The sequence below is a fragment of the Emticicia sp. W12TSBA100-4 genome, assembly GCF_040253585.1.
Lineage (GTDB): Bacteria > Bacteroidota > Bacteroidia > Cytophagales > Spirosomataceae > Emticicia.
Genome location: NZ_JBELAU010000005.1, coordinates 325,252 through 345,682, shown reverse-complemented (window position 1 = coordinate 345,682; position 20,431 = coordinate 325,252). Strand labels below are relative to the sequence as shown.

At 36.6% G+C, this 20,431-nt stretch carries 15 protein-coding genes; 4 read left to right on the top strand and 11 right to left on the bottom strand.

Features of this window, described 5'->3' with window-relative positions:
* Positions 1-13: 13 nt before the first annotated feature.
* The gene (locus tag ABR854_RS08940) at positions 14-3,034 is read left to right on the top strand and encodes a ligand-binding sensor domain-containing protein (protein ID WP_350265060.1); all 3,021 of its coding nucleotides are present in this window, start codon (positions 14-16) and stop codon (positions 3,032-3,034) included.
* A 2-nt stretch (positions 3,035-3,036) separates the two neighbouring features.
* On the opposite strand, the gene ABR854_RS08935 is transcribed toward ABR854_RS08940, so the two are convergent.
* From ABR854_RS08935 to ABR854_RS08905, 7 genes are all read right to left on the bottom strand, one after another.
* Entirely contained in the window at positions 3,037-4,149 is a 1,113-nt protein-coding gene (locus tag ABR854_RS08935) for a pyridoxal phosphate-dependent aminotransferase (RefSeq protein ID WP_350265059.1), read from the bottom strand.
* 32 nt (positions 4,150-4,181) lie between these two features.
* Positions 4,182-5,267, bottom strand: a complete 1,086-nt coding sequence (locus tag ABR854_RS08930; RefSeq protein WP_350265058.1) for a GRAS family protein — start codon at positions 5,265-5,267, stop codon at positions 4,182-4,184.
* Between the two features lie 327 nt (positions 5,268-5,594).
* Positions 5,595-5,981, bottom strand: coding sequence for an inner membrane protein YiaA (gene yiaA / locus ABR854_RS08925; RefSeq protein ID WP_350265057.1), 387 nt, complete (start codon positions 5,979-5,981; stop codon positions 5,595-5,597).
* Positions 5,982-6,013: 32 nt separating this feature from the next.
* Complete coding sequence (locus ABR854_RS08920) at positions 6,014-7,648, bottom strand: M43 family zinc metalloprotease (protein ID WP_350265056.1); 1,635 nt, start codon at positions 7,646-7,648, stop codon at positions 6,014-6,016.
* 115 nt (positions 7,649-7,763) lie between these two features.
* The gene (locus ABR854_RS08915; protein WP_350265055.1) at positions 7,764-8,681 is read right to left on the bottom strand and encodes a hypothetical protein; all 918 of its coding nucleotides are present in this window, start codon (positions 8,679-8,681) and stop codon (positions 7,764-7,766) included.
* Positions 8,682-8,893: 212 nt separating this feature from the next.
* Entirely contained in the window at positions 8,894-9,814 is a 921-nt protein-coding gene (locus ABR854_RS08910) for a hypothetical protein (RefSeq protein WP_350265054.1), read from the bottom strand.
* Between the two features lie 130 nt (positions 9,815-9,944).
* A complete protein-coding gene (locus tag ABR854_RS08905) occupies positions 9,945-10,613 on the bottom strand; it encodes a hypothetical protein (RefSeq protein ID WP_350265053.1) in 669 nt (222 codons plus the stop codon).
* Between the two features lie 298 nt (positions 10,614-10,911).
* Here ABR854_RS08905 and ABR854_RS08900 point away from each other — a divergent pair, with 298 nt between their 5' ends.
* From ABR854_RS08900 to ABR854_RS08890, 3 genes are all read left to right on the top strand, one after another.
* On the top strand, positions 10,912-11,238 hold the full coding sequence (locus ABR854_RS08900) for a LytTR family transcriptional regulator DNA-binding domain-containing protein (protein WP_350265052.1): 327 nt from the start codon (positions 10,912-10,914) through the stop codon (positions 11,236-11,238).
* Between the two features lie 93 nt (positions 11,239-11,331).
* On the top strand, positions 11,332-11,526 hold the full coding sequence (locus tag ABR854_RS08895; protein WP_350265051.1) for a hypothetical protein: 195 nt from the start codon (positions 11,332-11,334) through the stop codon (positions 11,524-11,526).
* A gap of 41 nt (positions 11,527-11,567) precedes the next feature.
* A complete protein-coding gene (locus ABR854_RS08890) occupies positions 11,568-12,260 on the top strand; it encodes a class I SAM-dependent methyltransferase (protein WP_350265050.1) in 693 nt (230 codons plus the stop codon).
* Positions 12,261-12,323: 63 nt separating this feature from the next.
* Here the strand turns inward: ABR854_RS08890 and ABR854_RS08885 are convergent, their stop codons facing one another.
* From ABR854_RS08885 to ABR854_RS08870, 4 genes are all read right to left on the bottom strand, one after another.
* Entirely contained in the window at positions 12,324-14,597 is a 2,274-nt protein-coding gene (locus ABR854_RS08885; protein WP_350265049.1) for an NADP-dependent malic enzyme, read from the bottom strand.
* Between the two features lie 126 nt (positions 14,598-14,723).
* On the bottom strand, positions 14,724-16,037 hold the full coding sequence (locus ABR854_RS08880) for a cation:dicarboxylate symporter family transporter (RefSeq protein WP_350265048.1): 1,314 nt from the start codon (positions 16,035-16,037) through the stop codon (positions 14,724-14,726).
* Positions 16,038-16,091: 54 nt separating this feature from the next.
* Positions 16,092-17,021 carry an AEC family transporter gene (locus tag ABR854_RS08875; protein WP_350265047.1) on the bottom strand — a complete coding sequence of 310 codons (930 nt, stop codon included), beginning with the start codon at positions 17,019-17,021 and terminating at the stop codon, positions 16,092-16,094.
* 138 nt (positions 17,022-17,159) lie between these two features.
* Positions 17,160-20,198, bottom strand: a complete 3,039-nt coding sequence (locus ABR854_RS08870) for a TonB-dependent receptor domain-containing protein (RefSeq protein WP_350265046.1) — start codon at positions 20,196-20,198, stop codon at positions 17,160-17,162.
* Positions 20,199-20,431 lie beyond the last annotated feature (233 nt).

Below are 20,431 nucleotides of genomic sequence, written 5' to 3'. Positions count from 1 at the left end.
ACTACCCTTGAAAATGCCAACTTTTTTTGCAAATCGTCAACTCATTAAAACCGTTGTTATTTTTCTGATATATCTTCTTTCTTACAAAGGATTCGCACAATTGAACCTCGAATTTAAGCACATTCAAGAGAAAGACGGGCTTTCAAATAATGTGGTAACCAATTTATTAAAAGATAAAAATGGGTTTGTGTGGGTTGGTACTTACGATGGACTGAATCGCTTCGACGGTAATCATTTTTTGAAATTTAAAAAAAAGCGAAACGAAGCTAACTCACTGATTGATAATGCTGTATATGATTTAGCACTTGATGCTGATGGTGATATTTGGTACGCAACCGCAGCAGGGCTTGGTTGTTATCATCAAAAAAACAACACTTTCGAAAATTTTGATACTGATGGAAAAGCTCCGTTAGGGCAAATATTTAATATCCTATGTGATAAAAAAGATGATGTATGGTTTACAGCTGGCTTAGGGCTTTTTAGGTTAGATAAAAAGACCCGAAAACTTGAATTATTCAAAAATGAAACCAACAAAGCCAGCTCTATGCTGGAAGGGATTGTTTCAAGAAATGGGATGATTGAAGATGCTTCAAGAAGTGGGTTTTGGCTCACTTCAACCGCTGGACTTATGTATTTTGACCTTCGTTCCAAGCAGTTTTTTCACCATAAAAATAATCCAAAACAATTAGAAATTTTTAAAAATGAATATACTTCGGCTATTGTCAGAAGTAGCCAAAACCAAATTGCTTTTGGTACAAATAAAGACCTAATTATAATTTTTGATGGTGCGACAGGTAAAATCACGAAGAAATATGAACTCAAAAGTAATCGAGTCGTAATGATGGGTATGACTGCGAGTTTGTTTTTTGATAATCAACAAAACCTTTGGGTGTCTTCGTGGGTTTATACGCTTTTTTTTATCAATACTAACACCCAGCAAATTACCGAATTCTTTAATGACAAAGCTGATAAAAACTCTTTTTCAAGCGATTTTTTCTTTGCAGGGTTGCAAGATAGTGATGGTACATTAATGTTTGGCACCATGAGTGGGATTTCGTACACAAATCCAGAAAGGGCATTTTATAAAGTCTATAAAATTAATAAAAAACAGCCAAATCTTGAGTTTAATTATGGCATTATGTGTGTTGAAGAAGACAAAGAACACTGGTGGTGGTTGGGTACACATAAAGATGGTCTTTTGCATTATAATACTCTTACTGACTCACTTGAAGTATATTCTTTTCAACATAGCGTAAATGCGGTTAAAGAATTGCAAAATCGGCTTTATATTGCCAGCAATGCAGGGTTTTATAGCTTTGACAAAAAGAGCAAAAAGTTTACTGAAATGCCTTTCCCAGAAGAAGTACTTAAAAACCAGCGTAATATTATCAGTTTTTTTAGTCCCAACGATTCCACATTATGGATTTCGGGGTATGGTAAATACGTTTTGAATTTCAATGTAAATTCGAAACATTTTGACTATTACGACCTCGAAAAAAATATCGGAACACAAAAGTTGAAAGGTAGTGTATCTATTTTTGCTGATAAAAATAAGGGTATTTGTGCAAGTAATTGGGGTGGCGTTTTGCTTCAGTTTTCCGAGAAAAACCAACAGTTTTTTCCTCAGAAAAGCTTTAATGATACCAAGTTTGAGGCAAATTTTAATTTGCCAGTAGCCGATAAAAATAATGATTTTTGGATTGCTGCTCCAAACAAAGGCTTGGTCAAATATGACTCAAAGCATCATAAATATGAGTATTGGAGTGAAAGTGAAGGTTTGGTTTCGGACATCATTTGGTCGGTGAATGTGGATAATTTTGGTCAAGTTTGGTCTGCAATCACTAACAAATTTTCTATTTTCAACCCTAACAAAGAGAGCTTTCTCAATTTCACCTTACCTATCAACGAAATCAATTATAATTATTATAATGAGCTTTTCCGCCTCAAAAACGGACATATCGTTTCAACACAACAATGGTATTTAGTCGAATTTTTCCCCGAACGAATCAACCAATATGCACTCACCAAAGCTCCGTTGATTAATCATATCTATTTTGCTGATGCACCGATGATATATACCGCAAACGGTCAATCGGTTAGCTTGGATGTGGGACAAAATGGCTTTTCAATTGGCTATGGCTATCTACCGCTTTCGCCCATCAATAAATATCAATATATGTACAAATTGGAGGGGTTTGACAAAAATTGGGTAAAAGCAGGAGAGGAAACTTCTGCCAATTATGCGAATTTGGAGGGGGGCGATTATACCTTTATGGTCAAAGCCATCAACGGTGATGCTGTGTCCGAAATCGCCCAAATTAAGATACATATTAGTACAGTTTTTTACAAGTCTTGGTGGTTCAGATTATTAGTGTTGATAGCATTTGCTACGATTCTCTATCTTTTTATTAATTATAGAGCGAGCCAAAGGGCAAAAATTCATCATCTGCAAATCCAATCAACACGCCTTGAAAAAGACAAAACCGAAATTCAGTACCAAAATCTAATTAACCATTTGAACCCACATTTTTTGTTTAATAGTCTTACTTCGCTCAACAGTTTGATAATCACAGAACCCAAGGTAGCATCAAAATTCCTGCAAAAATTGTCGGCAATGTATAGGTATATTTTGCAAAGTAAAGACAAAGAGACCGTAACGATTGAGCAAGAAATTAATTTCGTAAAAAATTATATTGACCTGCAAAAGTCTCGATTTGAGGAGGGCTTACAAATTAACATTGACATTGATGAAGACTACTTAGATTATGCGATTGTGCCTGTTACGCTCCAAAATATGTTTGAGAATGCTATCAAACACAACATCATAGAAGACGAACGGCCTCTTGTAATTAATGTATATGTTGAAGATGATTTCTTGATGATTAAGAATAATCTACAAAAAAAAGGTTTTGTTGAAACGTCAAACAAACAAGGACTTGACAGCCTAAAGAAACTCTATTCTTATCTGACTTCCAAGCCCTTTGAAACGATTGAAACGGAGACGGATTTTATTGTGAAAGTGCCATTGATTTAAGATTAATAAACCGAAAGTGTATTAAGAATAGCTTCTTGACAAGAAACCTTGAAGCTATTTACACATTGTTTGATGATTTTTAATACTTTCGACATTTCAACTTCAGTTCCGATGGTGATTCTGATACAATCTGTAATCGGGAAACTCACTGTGATATTTTTTGCAGCGAATATTTCTTTTATTTCATTCAATAATGAAGTATCATTGAAACGAAGTAGTAAGAAATTGGACTGGGAAGTATTCACACTAAAAGTGGTTTTATCAGCTATTTCGGAAAGTTCGTAGCATGAAAAGTCTCGAAGGTTTTTGATTCTTTCTTGATTGGTTTTGATAATGCGACTGAAAGAATTATTTGTCAGAGATTCACGAACAATCAATTCACTAAAAACATTGATGGTAAACGGGATGGTATGTTTTCTGAGCAAATCTATCAAAATTTTACTTCCTGCAACATACCCAAAACGCATACTTGGAAGGCCAAATCCTTTTGAAAAGGTTTTGAGAACCAATAAATTTGAATATTTATGAATTAATTCAATCGAAGATTCATTCGCAAATTCGCCGTATGCCTCATCAACTAAAAAAATACATTCAGGGTATGTTTGTAAAAGGGTTTCAAGCTCGTTTTTTGGCAAAACTGCTCCAGTTGGGTTGTTTGGCGAAGTAATGATGACGATTGATGGTTCGCTGACTGTGGGGAAATTTTCGATGCAGAACGAGCCATTTTCGTTTAAATGCCATTCTTTATAATTTAATCTTTCGTTTTGACAAATCTGATGATAAAGTGTAAAAGTTGGATTTTCTATAATTACTTCCGAAACAAACTTTGAACAACAGTTAATGATTTGTTGTATTAGCTGTGAAGAACCATTTCCAAGTAAGATATTTTCATTTTTTAACCCAACTGAATGGGCTAAAAGTTCGACCAAATCAGTTTGTTGAAAATCAGGATAACGATTCCACGATAATTCAGCCATTTTAGAGGTAATAGTATCTTTCAGTGTTTGTGGCAAATCGAACGGAGACTCATTGCAATTGAGTTTGATAGGTTTATCGGTTTCGAGTAATTGATGAAGTTGATTTTCAATGGCAGTTAAATTGGCAAGCGTTTTCATGTTAGCTATTTTGTTTAAAGGTATTTTGTAGGTTATTTTGCCCAAAAGAGGCTGGTTATTTCTTCGCCTTCAAACGCTGTCGAATAGCGATTCGAAAGGTTTTGTTGTAGAATGGTTCCGTTTAAGGTGGTATAATCGAACTTAGCTTCTTTTTTTTCGAGCGTAAAACCAGTTTCTTCAAAGAGTTCAATCCATTGCTCGGTGGCGTAATGTTTTTCTACTCTTACGTCTTCGGTATTGCCCAGAACATCATCAATTTCACGGCTGAAGAAAAGTTTTAATGCTGCTTTTTCTTTGTTTGTAATTACAAGTGTATCAATAATTTTAAATAATGTGCCGTAATGATTGACGCAGTTTTTGAAACGCTGAGCATAAGACTTTTCGTAGTGGTCTGAGTTGGGTTCGCTCAATGCAAAAGCATCAACTTTTAGACGTTTAATAGTTTCAAAAACTAATTTTCTGTCTTCGGCCGTTTGAATGTGATGCAAGGCAAATGAAGCATTGACATATAAGCCATCGTAAGTAGCTGGCAATAGTTGTTGAATTTCAGACAATGCCATTTTTTCAATAAAAGCTTCTTTCGTTATCAAACCAATGCTAAATGGTGCATTCGGGGATATTTTATTAATATTCTGCTCAGTAACTTTAAGAGCTTCGCCGTAGGGCTCAATGCCTACAATCGTAAGTTTTTTGATTTGGCAGTTTTGATTGCCAATGAGTTGCTCAATAATAGTACAAACTTGCATACCTGTACCTATACCAATATCCATCAATACTGGATTTGAGTGCTTGGCTAACTCGTTGGCCAGTAAGGTATTGATGCAATGTTGGCTAAGATTTGCCAAAGGAAATTGTTGTATAAGCAGCTCGAATAAGCGTATTTGCGGAATCTCGAATTTTTGAAGATAAATATGCTCTTTTGACTGGACGTTTTCAAAATGCTTTCTCATTGCTTTTGTAATTGAGTAGGTAAACATAGAATCAGCATCTTCTAAATCTTCAAGTGCTTCTGTGTAGATTTGGTTTAATAAGGCTTTATCTTCATCGTTAAGAAGATTCGGCATTTTGCTTGTTAAAGCATGAATTTGTGTAAGTGTATCAATTTCAATAGTTTTCATGTAGCGAATTTGTTTTTGTTTTGATGATTCAAATTTCAGCCTATTTATTCGATTCAAAAAATATGATTGAACAAATAGTATAAAAAAGGAACTGAATAGTATAAAATCTAAACTGAATAGTTTAAGCTGTGAAGTTACACTATGATACTTTTGAAAGATTGAAATAATTAAGAAGACAAATCAAAAAAAAATCGGCACTTTGAAAATTCTAAGCCACCGATTTTAATACTTGAACTTTGTTGAATACTCAATTTAACCAATTTGGTTAAATTGAGTATTCAACAAATCTTTTTATTTGGAGTGTTTGATTTAATAAAAACTCCAATTTTATTTTATTTGACTATCTCTTGTGTTTTTCTGAACTGCGATTGCTCCAAAAAGCGATAACAAAAAAGCAAAAGCATAAAACCCTTTTTCGCTTGGTAGAAGCGTCGCATTCCACAAGCCAACTGCTAAAAGAACGATTGAGACTATTGTACAAACCCAACAAATACTGTAATAAATATCTGTAACAGGTATATTCTCTAAGCGGTCTCTGACGCTTTTTTGAAGCGAAATTACGGCAAATAAGCCTAAAATAAGGATTGTAAAATAATAGCCTTTTTCGTTGAGAAGCATTTCCGAACGCCAAAGCCCTATGATGTAGCCGAGCATCCCTGCACCCATAGCTACCCAAGAAGCACCGACAAATGCGGCAGATGGTTTTTGATTCATGGTTATATAAAAATTAAAAATTTAAGCTAAATTTAGTTACATTTCAATGCAAAATCGTTTGAATTTTGATTGTTTTCACTATTTGCAATGCGAAGTTGATTAAATTTTCCCTTGTTTCTTGGTGTCGGGAGGTTAAATGCTGCTTCTATCCTGCTTCGCATGACGGTTACTTGGTCGTAGGTAAAATAACCTCTCAAATCGGAAGACATATAGTTCATCAGGTTTCTTTGTACAAACTTAATTCCATCACAACTTGTGTCATAATTGGCACTTACTTGTCGTGGAGTATCAAAAAGCCCATCTGAATGATAGCTATCGTTGCAATTCTCTTGTAAACCAAATGTATGCTGTAAGCCTAACGCGTGGCCAATTTCATGAGCTAAGGTGCTACTTACATACAATCTTCCATCAACTCCTGGGGTTTGAGTTAGCAGTTTGATGGCTCCTTGCAGACGAACGTGGTCTGAGAAAATGCGTGTATTTGTATTTCCCCAAGCCAATTTGTCAATGGTTGTATTGATATAAGGTAGGTTGAAAAATTCCTGTGGTACAAGCGATTTTCGGTTATTATCCATCATAGGCATTTTGGCGATTCCAGCATAATTCCAATTACCGAAGTTTTCAACAACGACATTGAAATACGCATTCGGATTCCATTTAGATAATTCATTAGCAAGTTTGATTTCATATTGGCGTTGAGCCTCATCGTACACGTATGGAGACTCAACAGGAATGTACGGACGAGTAAAGTTTAGGCGATTAATACCTTTTTCTTTTAATGGATTGCCTTGTGGGTCTTTGTCGGCTAAGTAAAATTCGATAAATGTATCGGCGGCGTTAGGGTCGAGTTCTTGTAGGTTTTTTACAAATTGATTGCGGAACATCGCATTGAGTTGCTCTAAGGCTTTGCCATTGTTGAGCTGTTCGATGCCTAATTCTATAAATTGAGCATCTGTCTGCTTGGTTGTAGGATGGGTATAGGGGCTTGGTTGACAAAAATGAAACATTATCGGAATTCTGACCACATCAAAAGTACGTGGCTGACGAACCTCAAAGGTGGTTTCTATTTGCTTTCCGTAAGCATTCATTACAATTTTTTGAGTACCTGCTTTCTGAAATGCGAAGTTTTCGAGGTTTACTGACTCGTTTCCAATGGTGGCTTTTAAACCCTTTTGTACAGGTATTTCGGTATTGTTTTTGTCAAACCCTTTCAATGCAAGATTCGGAGTTGTACCTACCAAAGCATGTAAAACTGAGTATTTTGAATAAAAAGTATTACTCAAAACCAATTTTTCTAATTCTTTCGCAGGGTTTTTAACTAAATATTTAGCTGAATTGGTGCTTTCGACCTCATTGATTTTGGCTTTAAATTCTACTTCGCCTTCTTGTGCAAAATCGTATTGATTGCTTGAAAGTTCTACACCATTGGCAAAATACGAAACCTTGCCCGAGTAGTTTGAATAAACCTTTCCTTGTTCGTCTTTGGCATCTACCGATAGTTCAAGTGCATCAGATTCATTTATCCAGAATGTACCTGCTGGTTTTGAGATTTTTAAACTAATCGAACTAATTTTAACATTTGATGGTACTATGCTTACGTTTTCTTTTTGGCAAGAGAAATTTAGAAAGATAATTGTTAGAAGAAATAGTTTGAAATTAGTTTTCATGGCTTAAATTTAGTTTTCTGGCGTTGACGATTTAAATTTCAATCTTTTTGCTTTTATAGTAAAAAATGATTGCATGAAGTGTAGAAAAGAGAATTTGAATGGCGGAGATTGGTAATTAAAATGAGTTTCCAATCGAAATTAACGAATAAGTAGTGCTATTAACGGATGTTCCTCCTCCTGTATGATTACAAAATCTTACAGTACCACCACTTGCTGTAACACCTTCGACTGTGATAACTATCCCTTCGTCTGTTCCGCCTCCTGAAGCTGTCTTCTGCCCAACAGCTACTGCTGGTGCTGAGCTAAAACTTGCAGCAGGGAATGTAAATCCTGTAGTACTACAAGCATTATTTGCAATAAAAAAAGTGCTGGGGGTTGTTACACTACTAATTACCAATTTAAGCTGAGGAGCTGTTGAATTATAGACAGTTCCCTTGCCTTCAATAGTTAAGTTTCCATTAAAATTTACATTGCCAATTACATTTAATTTATCCGAGCTTGGAGAACCTCCAATACTGACATTTCCGCCATTTGCAACTTGTATTTTCCCAGTTCCCGCCTCAACAAACTCAAACTTATCAGCAGCATCAATGTATCTAAAACGATATGAAACTGCATCTGCTGTGCTGCTAAATGCAATTTCTCTATCTTTCAATTCTACACTTTCTGTTGGGGTTGATGTACCGATGCCCAATTTTTGAGCGATAAAATTAGTTGATTTTAGTTTCCCATTGCCACTTATATCGAGGTCATAAGATGGAGTACCAGTTCTTATACCAACTTTACCAGTATAATTGATGGTATTTCCATTCAAATTCCAAAATTCTTTTGCCGATTCGGTACTGAATGTACCCTTACAGTACACTGCGTTGTTATCATTAGTATTATAAAATATTTTACCAATATCAGAAGCTGGACAAGGATAATTTGTTATTGTAGCTAACTGAAAAGTTTCGGGCTGTATAACAATAAATTGGGCCATCAGTTTTGATGAGAAAAAGAATATTACGAGGAATGTTTTTATGGTTTTCATGAGAATAATTAATTATTTACGCTGATTTTGAGGGGTTAGTCGGGATAAAATTAGGTTTTTGCATTACTAATAAACTTTACTTTTTGAACTTGCAATCTACAAAACCTCATCCTTGCTTTCCCTCTCCAATTGGAGGGAGGCTATTAGATTTGAAAATATAATTTTGAGTAAAAGTATAAGCCCTCCCTATCGGGGAGGGTTGGGTGGTGTTACTATTGCCCCACCACTAAAATATTATAGATGGCATTTGACAATGTGATATTGCTTGCGGTATTGTTGCAGAATCTGACAACTACCTGCGTAGCAGTTGTTGATTGTACCTGAGCTATCAACTGACCAAAATTGCCTGTACCCGAAACAAAATTACCCACGTAAGCAGTAGGTGCAGCCGAATAAGCAGCCGAAGTGATATTGACGTTAGAAGTTGCACAAAGACCCGTATTTACAGTAAAACTTGTACCTAAACTATGTGCTACCGTATGTAATTTCATCGAATTGGCGGAGGTTGTTCTGACAATTCCCTTGCCACTGTTTACGGTTAGATTACCTGTAAAATAACCTGTTCCATCCACCTGGAGTTTAGCGGTTGGGTTTGTACTACCGATACCTACATTTCCGCCATTCGCAATGACCATGCGAGTTGTTCCGTTTTCTTGCAAAGCCAACCAATTATTGGCATCTTCATAATTGAACTTCCATGTTTTGGCATCAGCCGTGCTCGTAATGGCAATATCTCCATCAGTAACTTGTAGGGCAAAACTGGGTATGGCGGTTGAGCCAATACCAATTTTAGTTGAATATAAATCTCCACTCACACGAATAGTACCATTCACATCTAACTCGTATTGGGGTGTTGTAGTATTGATTCCCACATTTCCAGAATAATTGATTGTATTTGGTAATGATTGGTTATCATTCCAAAGGCTTGAAGCTGGTAGCCATGTAGTGCCATTGCATATCATCATAGCTTTGGTGGTGGTATTGTAATACATTTTGCCCTTATCGGCTACTGTACAAGTAGGAGCCGTAGCTGAATTAGGAATGATGAATCCATCGGGGAGCATAGTGCCGGATTGGGCAAAAATATTTAACGAAATAAATGAAATGAGAAATAACGTAATTACTGTTTTCATGGTTTTATATAAATTAGTATAAATTATTAAGATGCCACAAATTTGAAAATTGAGACTTTATAATGAAATATTTTCTAAATGAATAGCTGAAAAACGCATTCGAAATGTTGTAGATGAAAATTGATTGGTTTTACTTAAAAACCGTAAATCTCATATTTAGATTTTGTAGTAATACTGTATTTGAATTTCCGATGTTGCAAAACTTCACCTCTACCTGATTTGCCCCCGAAGCTCGTACATTAGCAACTACAAGTGTTGAGAAGGCAGATTCCATATTCAAAATGACAGCATCGCCAGTATTTACGCCTGCTACTGCATAGTAGTTTAGGTCGCAGGTATTATTAACAACCCCAAAAATTTGCTGACCAGTCAGTGCCACTTCCAAATATTTATTGATTGTGCTGCCCCCTCCGATACTCAGTGTACCTGCCGATACCAAGCCGTCAGAGTCCATATTGCCTGTGATATAGGTATTACCAACTACATGGAGTTTTTGGGACGGGGTTATAGTACCCATACCAATTTGCCCAGCAGTGGTTATTGTCATGTGGGCAGGACCATTATTGGTAGAAAAATGCAATGGATGATTGGTGTGAGTTTGTATATAACCAGAAGCAGACTGGGCAAACGTACCAACTCCTACAAGTCCATTTGGATGGCGATGGTCCAAACCAATCCCGACTTTTGTAATTGATTGGATTGGATTTTCCACTAAAGATGTGGGGGAAATCGTAACCGACTGACAAAAAGTGATAGCTGATGAAAGCAAAAAAGAAAATGTAATAATAAGTTTTTTCATAGCCTTTAAATTGTTTCAATGATTTGATGATTCAAAATTGGCAGATGAAAATAAGTAGTAGAAAAATTTTCAAATGAAAAGTCGAATAAATAAAATGAATGGTTGAAAAGACTGTATTGACTTGTTTTTTCTATAAAAATGTCTAAAAATGCATAAAAAACGCTTCGTTTTTGATTTTATACCATTCGTTTTTGATTTTGAGCGGTTGGTCGAAAAAATATTGAAAGTTATTTTTCGATACTCCAAATTTGAAGCATCAATTAGCCAGAAAACACATTTGTCATTTATTTTATAAGCCATGAAAACTATAATTAGAAAACCTCATAAGCGTCACCAAAATTTATTGCAACGAGCTTCTACTGATATTATCAGATTGGAAGGAAATCTTAATTACACATCTTTTATTTTGCTTTCTGGCAAAAAAGAGTTGATGTCGTACACTTTAGCAATGTATTCTCAGATGCTACCTGAAGGTTTCATTCGTGTAAGTAAATCATGTATTGTTAATAAAAAATACATCAAGAGTCTCGACCAATTGGAGAAAAAGGTAATTATGACAGACAAAGTCGAACTAATAGTTTCGAGAAGAAGATGGAATATTGTTATTCAAAGCTATGCGGCCTAATACCATGAAACTATTTTGGATTTTCTTTATTGTAGATGTAATTACCACTGTAATATTTCTATATTTTTCTTTGTTGGAATCATCGATACATCGGTGTCAAGCACTAATATTGGCCTTTGGCTTCTGATTTTACTTATTTTAGGAGGTATTATGATTGCAGGATATTTCTTAAAATCAAACGGAAATATCAAAATTGCCAACCTTATTTTAGGTATTGAAGCTATTCCTGCCATTATTTTCGGATTATGGCTTTTGCTGATACTCATTACCAATCCTCGTTGGAATTAAACATTTTTAGCCATAAACATTTAAACTTACTCTTTTTAGCTATGGAAGCATCATTTTGGTTCAAATCTTGGGATTTAGGCGGTTTTTATACATCTTTTCATCGCCATGACATTCACCCTTATGTATTGCAGTACATGAGTCCAGAAGAAATTGAAGGGAAAAACATTCTTGTTCCACTTTGTGGGAAAACAGTCGATATGTTGTATTTATCGCAGTTTGCCAATAAAGTGATTGGTGTAGAATTAGTTGAAAAGGCAATAATTCAATTTTTTGAAGAAAATAACCTAAAATACGAGCAAATCGATGAAGAAACCTTTATTTCGGGAAATATAACAATTCTGAAAACTGATTTTATGGCTTTAACAAAAGAGCGAATCGGTAGAATAGATTGGGTTTTAGACCGTGCCTCATTGGTTGCTCTCCCATATGAGATGCGAAAGGATTATATTCGAACGCTTGATAGAATAACTGATGTAGGAACCAAACAATTAATAGTTACTTTAGAGTATTTTCCTTTGATAAACTCTGCTCCTTTTTCAATCCAACCCAATGAAGTAGAAGATTATTATGGTGCGGGCCATATAATAAACCATGTAGAGCAACCGAATTTGCCCAATCATGGAATGGTTAGAAAATGGGGTTTGGAGTATTTAATTGAGCATGGTTTTGTAATTATCAAATATGCCAATAACTTAGTTTTAGAAAAATTGAAAGTTGAGAATATACTTGTGTAAAACAACAAAAGCCTTACTGAAGAATCATCGGTAAGGCTTTTGCATTTTTTATGCGGTCAGGATTTATTTTCCTTGAGCTTCTACAACTGCAATTGCAACCATGTCCACAATTTCACGCACTGTACTACCTAATTGGAGTACGTGAACTGGTTTTTTAACACCCAATAAAATCGGTCCGATTTTATCAATATTTGCTACCTCTTTCACAATATTGTAAGCAATATTTGATGCCGACAAATTAGGGAAAATCAATGTATTGGCACGACCATCAACTAAATCGCTGAATGGGTGATTTTCTTTCAATAAATCAATATCAAATGGTAAGTGTGCTTGCATTTCGCCATCGACAATCATCGTTGGGTGTTTGTCTTTCAAAATGCTCACTGCTTTTTGCATTTTTACCGCATCTTCTCCATCGGCACTACCGAAATTTGAGTAGGTGAGGAGAGCAATTCTTGGCTTAATATTAAATTTCTCTACTTCTTTAGCTGCCAATTCGGTAATCTCAACGATTTCTTCGGCAGTTGGATTGAAGTTTACAGTTGTATCGGCCAAGAAAAGTGGGCCAAAACGACTCATCAAAATATACATACCCGAAACTTTCTTCACACCATCTTGACGACCAATGATTTGAAGTGCTGGACGAATAGTTTCTGGGTAATTTCGAGTCATACCGCCAATCATAGCATCGGCTTCGCCAGTTTCTACCATCATTGCACCGAAATAATTTCTGTTTTGCATCAACTGCATCGCCTCGAAATGATTATAGCCTTTTCGTTTGCGTTTTTCGTAGAAAATTGCACCAAATCTTGCCAAACGCTCTTCTTGGTCAGTTGAACGAGAGTCTATGATTTCGGCATAAGGTAAATCAATGTTATTTTCTTCGAGTAATTTAGTGATTTTAGCTACATTTCCGAGCAAAATTGGTGTAGCAATTTTTTCGTCCTGTACTTCTTGGGCAGCTTTCAGAACGGCTAAATTTTCGGCATCGGCAAAAACTACACGTTTTGGATGTAATTTTGCCTTATTTGTAATTACTTTTTTGAGCGAGTTATCTTGTCCTAAACGCTTTGCCAACATAGTATCGTAGGCTTCCCAATCGGTAATCGGGAATTTAGCCACACCACTATCCATAGCTGCTTTGGCTACTGCTGGAGCAACGGTTGTAAGTAAACGTGGGTCAACAGGCTTTGGAATGATATAGGTGCGGCTAAATGAAAGATTGGTTTCGCCATACGCTAAATTTACTACATCGGGCACTGGTTTTTTCGCCAAATCGGCCAACGCAAGCACGGCTGCCAGCTTCATTTCTTCGTTAATAACTTTCGAGCGAACGTCTAAAGCACCACGGAAAATATAGGGGAAGCCAAGTACGTTATTCACTTGATTCGGGTAATCAGAACGTCCAGTTGCCATGATAATATCTTCACGGGCGGCAATTGCATCTTCATAAGAAATTTCTGGAGTTGGGTTGGCCATTGCAAAAACAATTGCATCTTTTGCCATTGATTTTACCATATCTTGGCTCAAAATGTTGCCTTTTGAAAGTCCAACGAATACATCCGCTCCAACTAAGGCTTCGGCCAATGTGGTTTCGGCTGGCATATTATCGTTGGCAAATTCGATTTTCTTTCCATCCAAATTCGTGCGACTTGGGTGAATTAAGCCCTTACTATCGAACATGAAAATGTTCTTTTTATCAGCTCCCAACGAATTATACAAACGAGTACAAGAAATTGCCGAAGCCCCCGCACCATTGATAATTATTTTTACTTGCGATATATCTTTTTGTACTAATTCGAGAGCGTTCAATAATGCCGCCGACGAAATGATGGCTGTGCCATGTTGGTCATCATGCATTACTGGAATATTCAATTCTGCTTTTAGGCGTTCTTCGATTTCAAAACACTCTGGAGCAGAAATGTCTTCGAGGTTTACACCACCAAAAGTTGGTTCGAGAATTTTCACTGTTCGTACAAATTCGTCAACATCTTTGGTGTTTAACTCAATATCAAATACATCAATATCTGCATAAATTTTGAATAAAAGCCCTTTTCCTTCCATTACTGGTTTTCCAGCGGCTGGGCCAATATCGCCTAAACCCAAAACAGCCGTTCCGTTTGAAATTACAGCCACAAGGTTTCCTTTTGCCGTATATTTATAAACGTCTTCGGGATTTTCAAAAATAGCCATGCATGGGTCGGCTACCCCAGGAGAATACGCCAAAGATAAGTCTTTTTGGGTAGCATACTCTTTACTTGGAACTACTTCAATTTTACCTGGACGACCTTTTGCGTGGTAATGAAGTGCTTCTTCTTTTAAATTTTGTTTACTCATTTTCGAATAAAAGATTAGTTTGATGATGCGAAGGTAAGACTGAATACTTTTAGAGTTAAAGAAAAAAAGTCTTTTTTTGTGTAATTAACTGTTTTTGCTTAGGAAAATAGCTTTTTGCATACTTTCTTATTTGTTCTGCAAATTATCTTTCACAATATCTTCATAGTCAGCCACGTGAGCAAAGGCTGCTTCCATTTTAGCACGGTCGAATTCATTTTCGTTATTTGAAATCCAAATAGTTGCTACACCGTTTCCGATAAAGTTGGTAATCGCACGAGCTTCAGACATGAATCGGTCAACGCCCAAAAGCAAAGCCAAACCTTCAACGGGAATCACTTTTAAAGCCGTCAGCGTTGAAGCCAAAACAATAAAACCACTACCAGTTACGCCCGCTGCACCTTTCGATGTTACCATCAAGATACCGATAATTGTTAGAATTTGTTGAATATCGAGATGCACATTGAAAACTTGAGCTAAGAAAATAACTGCCATTGAAAGGTAAATTGTCGTTCCATCAAGGTTGAACGAATATCCCGCAGGAACAACCAAACCAACCACTGATTTTGAACAACCCATTTTCTCCAATTTTTCCATCAACGAGGGCAAACCTGCTTCTGATGATGATGTGCCAAGTACAATCAATAATTCTTCACGAATAAATTTTAGAAACTTCCAAAGACTGATTTTATAGTATCTCAGAATAAAATAAAGCACCACAAATACAAAAATAGCCATTGTTACATAAACCGTTCCCATTAATTTAGCAAGCGGGAGAAGGGTTTGAATACCATATTTGGCAATAGTGAAAGCCATACCACCAAACGCTCCGATTGGTGCAAAAAGCATGACTTTGTGTAAAGCCCAAAAAACTTTTTTGGAAATCGGTGCAAGAAAATTAACCACTTTTTGACGGCCAGAATAATTACTCAAAGCAATTCCCAGCACTATTGCCAGAACCAACACTTGAAGTGTGACATTATCTAAGAAAAACTTTAGCCAACTAAATTCGGTAGCACTTTTGGTGTATTTTGAAATATCTCCACCCTTGATAGCATCTGTGACAACGCCATCACCAGGGCGAATAACATTTGCTACTATAACACCCACAAAAAGAGCTATGGTTGTGACTACTTCAAAGTAAAGGAGGGCTTTTGCTCCAACTTTTCCAACTTTTTTCAAATCTCCCATCGAAATAATTCCGAGTGTAATTGTGAGAAAAATGATTGGATTGATGAAAAGTTTGACAAAACTGATAAATAAACTGCTCAGAAATTCGGCAAATGTATTTTTAATTTCAAATTCAGAAATGAAAAGATTTTGCTTGAAGCCTTTTTCAAAGATTTGTTGTAGGGCAAACTCGGGATTGTAATGGCCGAGCAAAACACCACAAACGATGGCCGTAAGTACCCAAAAAGTAAGGTTAGTAAAGAGTTTTTTCATTGTAAAGTTTTATTATTCGGAATTTTGTTAGGGCTATATTTGGAAAAGTGTATTTCAGAAAAAAATCAATAAATAGTGCCAAAACAGAACTGTAATCAACGATAATGGAATACTGATGCCAATCATTAAACTTGCCAGCGGCGGATTTAATTGATGATTGATGGCAATGATAGAAGCCGTATTCATCGAACCCAAAGCTGCTCCAACTACGCACATTTGGCCTATCCACGCATTTTCATGCACAAAAAAGTTTTGTTGAAGCAATATAAGGTATAATACAAAGATTATCAACGGGGCAACCAATAGTTTGAAAAATAAGCCTAACAAAAATGGTTTTTGTACAAGATTACCTTGAGATAAGTTGATTTGCAAACCAACTGATAATAAGGCCAGTATCGTAAATGGGCTACCCAGTTTTTGTAAAATATCGCTCACCGAACTCGGAAAATGAAAATCAAGGATATTTAAACATACAGCCACGCAAAAGGCTACGAATGGCGGAAAGGTAAAAATACTTTTAGCGATAGATTTTACCGATGGCTCGGACGATGAATAATAAGAGGCCGTCATGATTCCGAGCGTGCCACAAACAACAAATGAACCTGCCTGACTCATCAAAATACCCATCTGAACGCCTGCTTTACCATATAATAATTCAAAAATCGGAAATCCTACAAACGAAATGCTGCTGATTCCCGCCGTGATTGTTAAAGCTCCGGTGGTACTTCTGTCGAAGCGGAGACTTTTGGCAACGATTTTGAAAAATATAAACGAACTTATGAATAAAACGTAGGGTGTAAGAATTACGAGTAACTGATTTGGTTTAAACGAAATTTCGCTGGTATAAAGGAGTGTTAGTGCTGGTAAACAAATATTAATGATAACTGCATTCAGACCCAAATACGCATCTTTTGGAAAGCCTTTGGTTCGTTGGAGGAGTACCCCCAACGAAAGGCAAATTATCAATAAAAACAGGTTAGTCATTGCTTAAATAATTGACATGAGACAAAAGATACGAGATTTTGACAAAGTTCACGGTCAATAAAATTTCAACCAAATATTTTAAGAGATATTAGTAAACAATTTAATTTCTCTCGTCTCATATCTTTTGTCTATAATCTGCTAAAAATTAATGGTAGCATTAGCATAATAGAATGCTCCATTAAATCCAAATTGGTTAGCATTTCGGGTATATGGTATTTGTCCATTGGTATAACCCGCAAAGTTTGTCAAAACCTTGTCAGGATACACATCGGTTATGTTATTGCTACCCAAAGTAAGTGAAAACTTAGGAGAAAACGCATACGTTAATGCTACATCAATGAGTGTTTTTCCGCCAAATGTTTGTGTAATATGTGGTTTTCCAGTAGGTTTTTCCCATGCGGTTACTGGTCCAAAATACGATGCTCTCACATTAGCATTGAATTTATTGATTTGATAGCCCACCGATGCCAATATTTTCTGACGAGGTTGTGCTGTTTCAATCAGACTAATACTTACGGTATCAATCATCAAAATCTTGGCCGTTGTACCTGCCTGTAAAAGACTTGGTGTTGCTTTCTGCGAAGTAAATTTGGTTTCGTTGAAAGTCAGAGCAACACTGGCCGTTAGCTTACTTTTTGGAGTAAATTTATGATTGAAAGTTGTCACGAAGTCAATTCCTCTGGTGCGTGTATTGATATGATTCGTGAAAAAGCGAATCTCGCTAATGCCGGGAAACAAAGGCTTGAGCGAAGCAATGCTATTAACAATCATACGCTCTGAAAGTATAATACGGTCGGTAATATCAATCTGATATGCATCTAACGTAAATAAAAACTTATCGCCTGCCTTTGCTGTAATACCTAAATTATAGTTGAGCGAGTTTTCGGCTTTTGGTTTTTCAATGCCAAGTTGTGCCAGACGAGGGTCAGAGTTTGGTAATTGTTTGGTCTGAATAATTGCTCCTGCTTGCACAGTCGAAGTCGTAACGCTGTTATAAGTCTGCTGTAATGATGGTGCTCTAAAACCTTTATTTATCGAACCTCTGATTGAAATACTTTCCGAAAGTTTCAAACGAGCGGCTAATTTTCCCGAAACATTACTACCAAAATCGCTATAATTTTCGTAGCGAAGGGCGGCTGCTACTAAAAATTTGTTTGTAATATCGCTTTCTACGTCAGCATACAAACCAATGTTGCTACGAGTGGCATCGGTTTCGTCGGTAGGGGCAATTCCTGGGCGGCCACTCGAACCTGGTGCTTTGTTTTTGGTGGTTGCCAGCGGCCCAACTTGATACGATTCGGCACTGCCTTGTTTCAAGATAAACTGTTCGGCTCTGAACTGGCTACCAAAAGCGACGTTGGTATTTTTTGTGCCAAGTAAACCTTTATAATTCTTCGAAATATTGGCTTCAATGGTCGTTTGACCAACGGCACTACGGCCAACATAAAATTCGGTTGGAGAATTTGCTCCCATTGAAGGGTTTACAGTATTATTTGCCCATAAATCCAAGTAATTATGGCCATATCCTGCACTAAAATCAAGATTCCAACCGTCTGATACTTTTCTGTTGAGGCCCACAACTGATGAATAATCAATGGTTTTCCCCGGTAATTGAGGCGTAAAACCATCAGGGAAAATCTCTGGAGTTGAGTTGGCGTTTGATGGATTGGCTACTCTGAAAAAACCAAAAGCCAATACATCTTTCATCGAAACACCACCGAAGCTATACACATTCCATTTTTCATTTATCGGGTACCCAAAATTATAAAATCCTTGATAAGCTGTATTCTGATTACTACCATACTTTGTTACTTTGAAAGTACCATAATCTCCCCAAACTCCTCTTGTTTTGAGCGTTGCTTCATCGGTTGCCTGAGTTGATGAATAAATACCTGTATAAGTTCCACCAGCTACTGGTCTTGGATTATAAAAATCTGAGCGGTCGGTACCATTGGCGTGCTGGTAATGAAGCGTCAGATTAAGGTAGCTTTTTTCTTTACCCAGCTTAAAACCATAGTTTAATGCACCCATGTACGTTCCACCGTCACCCATTTTCGTGATTCCGTACTGAGTTTTGAATGTGCCTTTTCCTACGCTTTTATTTAAGCCTAAGTTTACAATACCAGCAATGGCATCAGAACCATATTGTGCAGCTGCACCATCACGCAAAACCTCAACACGGTCGAGTGCCAACGATGGAATCGAGTTCATATCGGTTACGACGGTTCCTAAACCAACGGTTACGTTAAGATTTAATGCCGAAAACTGATGACGACGCTTGCCATCGACCAATACCAACACTTGGTCGGGCGAAAGTCCACGGAGGGTGGCTGGGTCGGCATAATTGGCTACACCATTGATACCAGTTTTGGCCGAATTGAACGAAGGAGAGTTAAACTGCACCATTTGTCCAAGTTCAACTTGACCAGTTGCTTGTAATTCTTTCGCACTTAATACATCAACAGGTACTGGACGCTCAACATCGGTGCGGGGTTGCCCACGAGAACCAATCACTACCACTTCACTTAGTTGAGATGTTGCTTCGGCTAAGGTGATATTTACAATGTTATTCTCACCAACTGTAATTTCTTGATTTTGATAACCAATAAATGAAAACTGTAAAACTTCACCTTTATCGGCATTTATCTTGAAACTTCCATCTACTTCGGTGCTTGTTCCACGTTTTGTGCCTTTTACTACAATACTCACGCCTGGTAATGCTTCACCTTTTACTGAAACTACTTTTCCTGTAATTGGGTCAGCAACGGGGAGGGCAGGTATGTCTGTATCAATGGTTTGTGCTTTAGTTTCTTCGGTGGCAGCGTTTAGAACAATTTGATTGCCATATACTTTATAAGATATATGTAGTGGCGAAAATAATTTGCTCAGAACTTCCGAAAATTTCTGATTTTGTACTTGTAAACTGATTTTTTTGTCGGACAAAATGACTTTTGAACTGTAAAAAAACTTTGCATCAGCCACTTTCCCGATTTCAGAAATGGCATCTTGCATGCTTACATTTTGCAGATTGACCGAAACATTTTTTTCGAGTAAATCTTGTGCTTTGCCATCGTGGGCCAAAGACTGCAACACAAGTACAAGTGCAAGAAAGCATTGTGTTAGCGAAATTTTCATCATTTTAAGCAAAAATGCTTGATTGAATAGTGGTTTTTGCATAGGTTTACAAAGGTTTTGTTTGATTAACTAAACTGAATGTGTTGCCTCAGAAGACATTTGGCGATGGAACTGAGGTGATTGTAAGCCGAAAGTGTTTCCAGCACTCTCGGCTTTTTTGTAAAAAATTGGTTTTTGGTTTTATATGAAGTTTTGAAAATTAATAGTCCACGGTCGATGGTCAATAATCCACAGTTAAGATTTTATGTTTTATGAATTAGGTATTCAAATTATTC

Coding starts and splice junctions, on each gene's coding strand:
- ABR854_RS08940 (WP_350265060.1), top strand. CDS start 14: ATGCCAACTTTTTTTGCAAATCGTCAACTCATTAAAACCGTTGTTATT.
- ABR854_RS08935 (WP_350265059.1), bottom strand. CDS start 4,149: ATGAAAACGCTTGCCAATTTAACTGCCATTGAAAATCAACTTCATCAA.
- ABR854_RS08930 (WP_350265058.1), bottom strand. CDS start 5,267: ATGAAAACTATTGAAATTGATACACTTACACAAATTCATGCTTTAACA.
- yiaA (WP_350265057.1), bottom strand. CDS start 5,981: ATGAATCAAAAACCATCTGCCGCATTTGTCGGTGCTTCTTGGGTAGCT.
- ABR854_RS08920 (WP_350265056.1), bottom strand. CDS start 7,648: ATGAAAACTAATTTCAAACTATTTCTTCTAACAATTATCTTTCTAAAT.
- ABR854_RS08915 (WP_350265055.1), bottom strand. CDS start 8,681: ATGAAAACCATAAAAACATTCCTCGTAATATTCTTTTTCTCATCAAAA.
- ABR854_RS08910 (WP_350265054.1), bottom strand. CDS start 9,814: ATGAAAACAGTAATTACGTTATTTCTCATTTCATTTATTTCGTTAAAT.
- ABR854_RS08905 (WP_350265053.1), bottom strand. CDS start 10,613: ATGAAAAAACTTATTATTACATTTTCTTTTTTGCTTTCATCAGCTATC.
- ABR854_RS08900 (WP_350265052.1), top strand. CDS start 10,912: ATGAAAACTATAATTAGAAAACCTCATAAGCGTCACCAAAATTTATTG.
- ABR854_RS08890 (WP_350265050.1), top strand. CDS start 11,568: ATGGAAGCATCATTTTGGTTCAAATCTTGGGATTTAGGCGGTTTTTAT.
- ABR854_RS08885 (WP_350265049.1), bottom strand. CDS start 14,597: ATGAGTAAACAAAATTTAAAAGAAGAAGCACTTCATTACCACGCAAAA.
- ABR854_RS08880 (WP_350265048.1), bottom strand. CDS start 16,037: ATGAAAAAACTCTTTACTAACCTTACTTTTTGGGTACTTACGGCCATC.
- ABR854_RS08875 (WP_350265047.1), bottom strand. CDS start 17,021: ATGACTAACCTGTTTTTATTGATAATTTGCCTTTCGTTGGGGGTACTC.
- ABR854_RS08870 (WP_350265046.1), bottom strand. CDS start 20,198: ATGCAAAAACCACTATTCAATCAAGCATTTTTGCTTAAAATGATGAAA.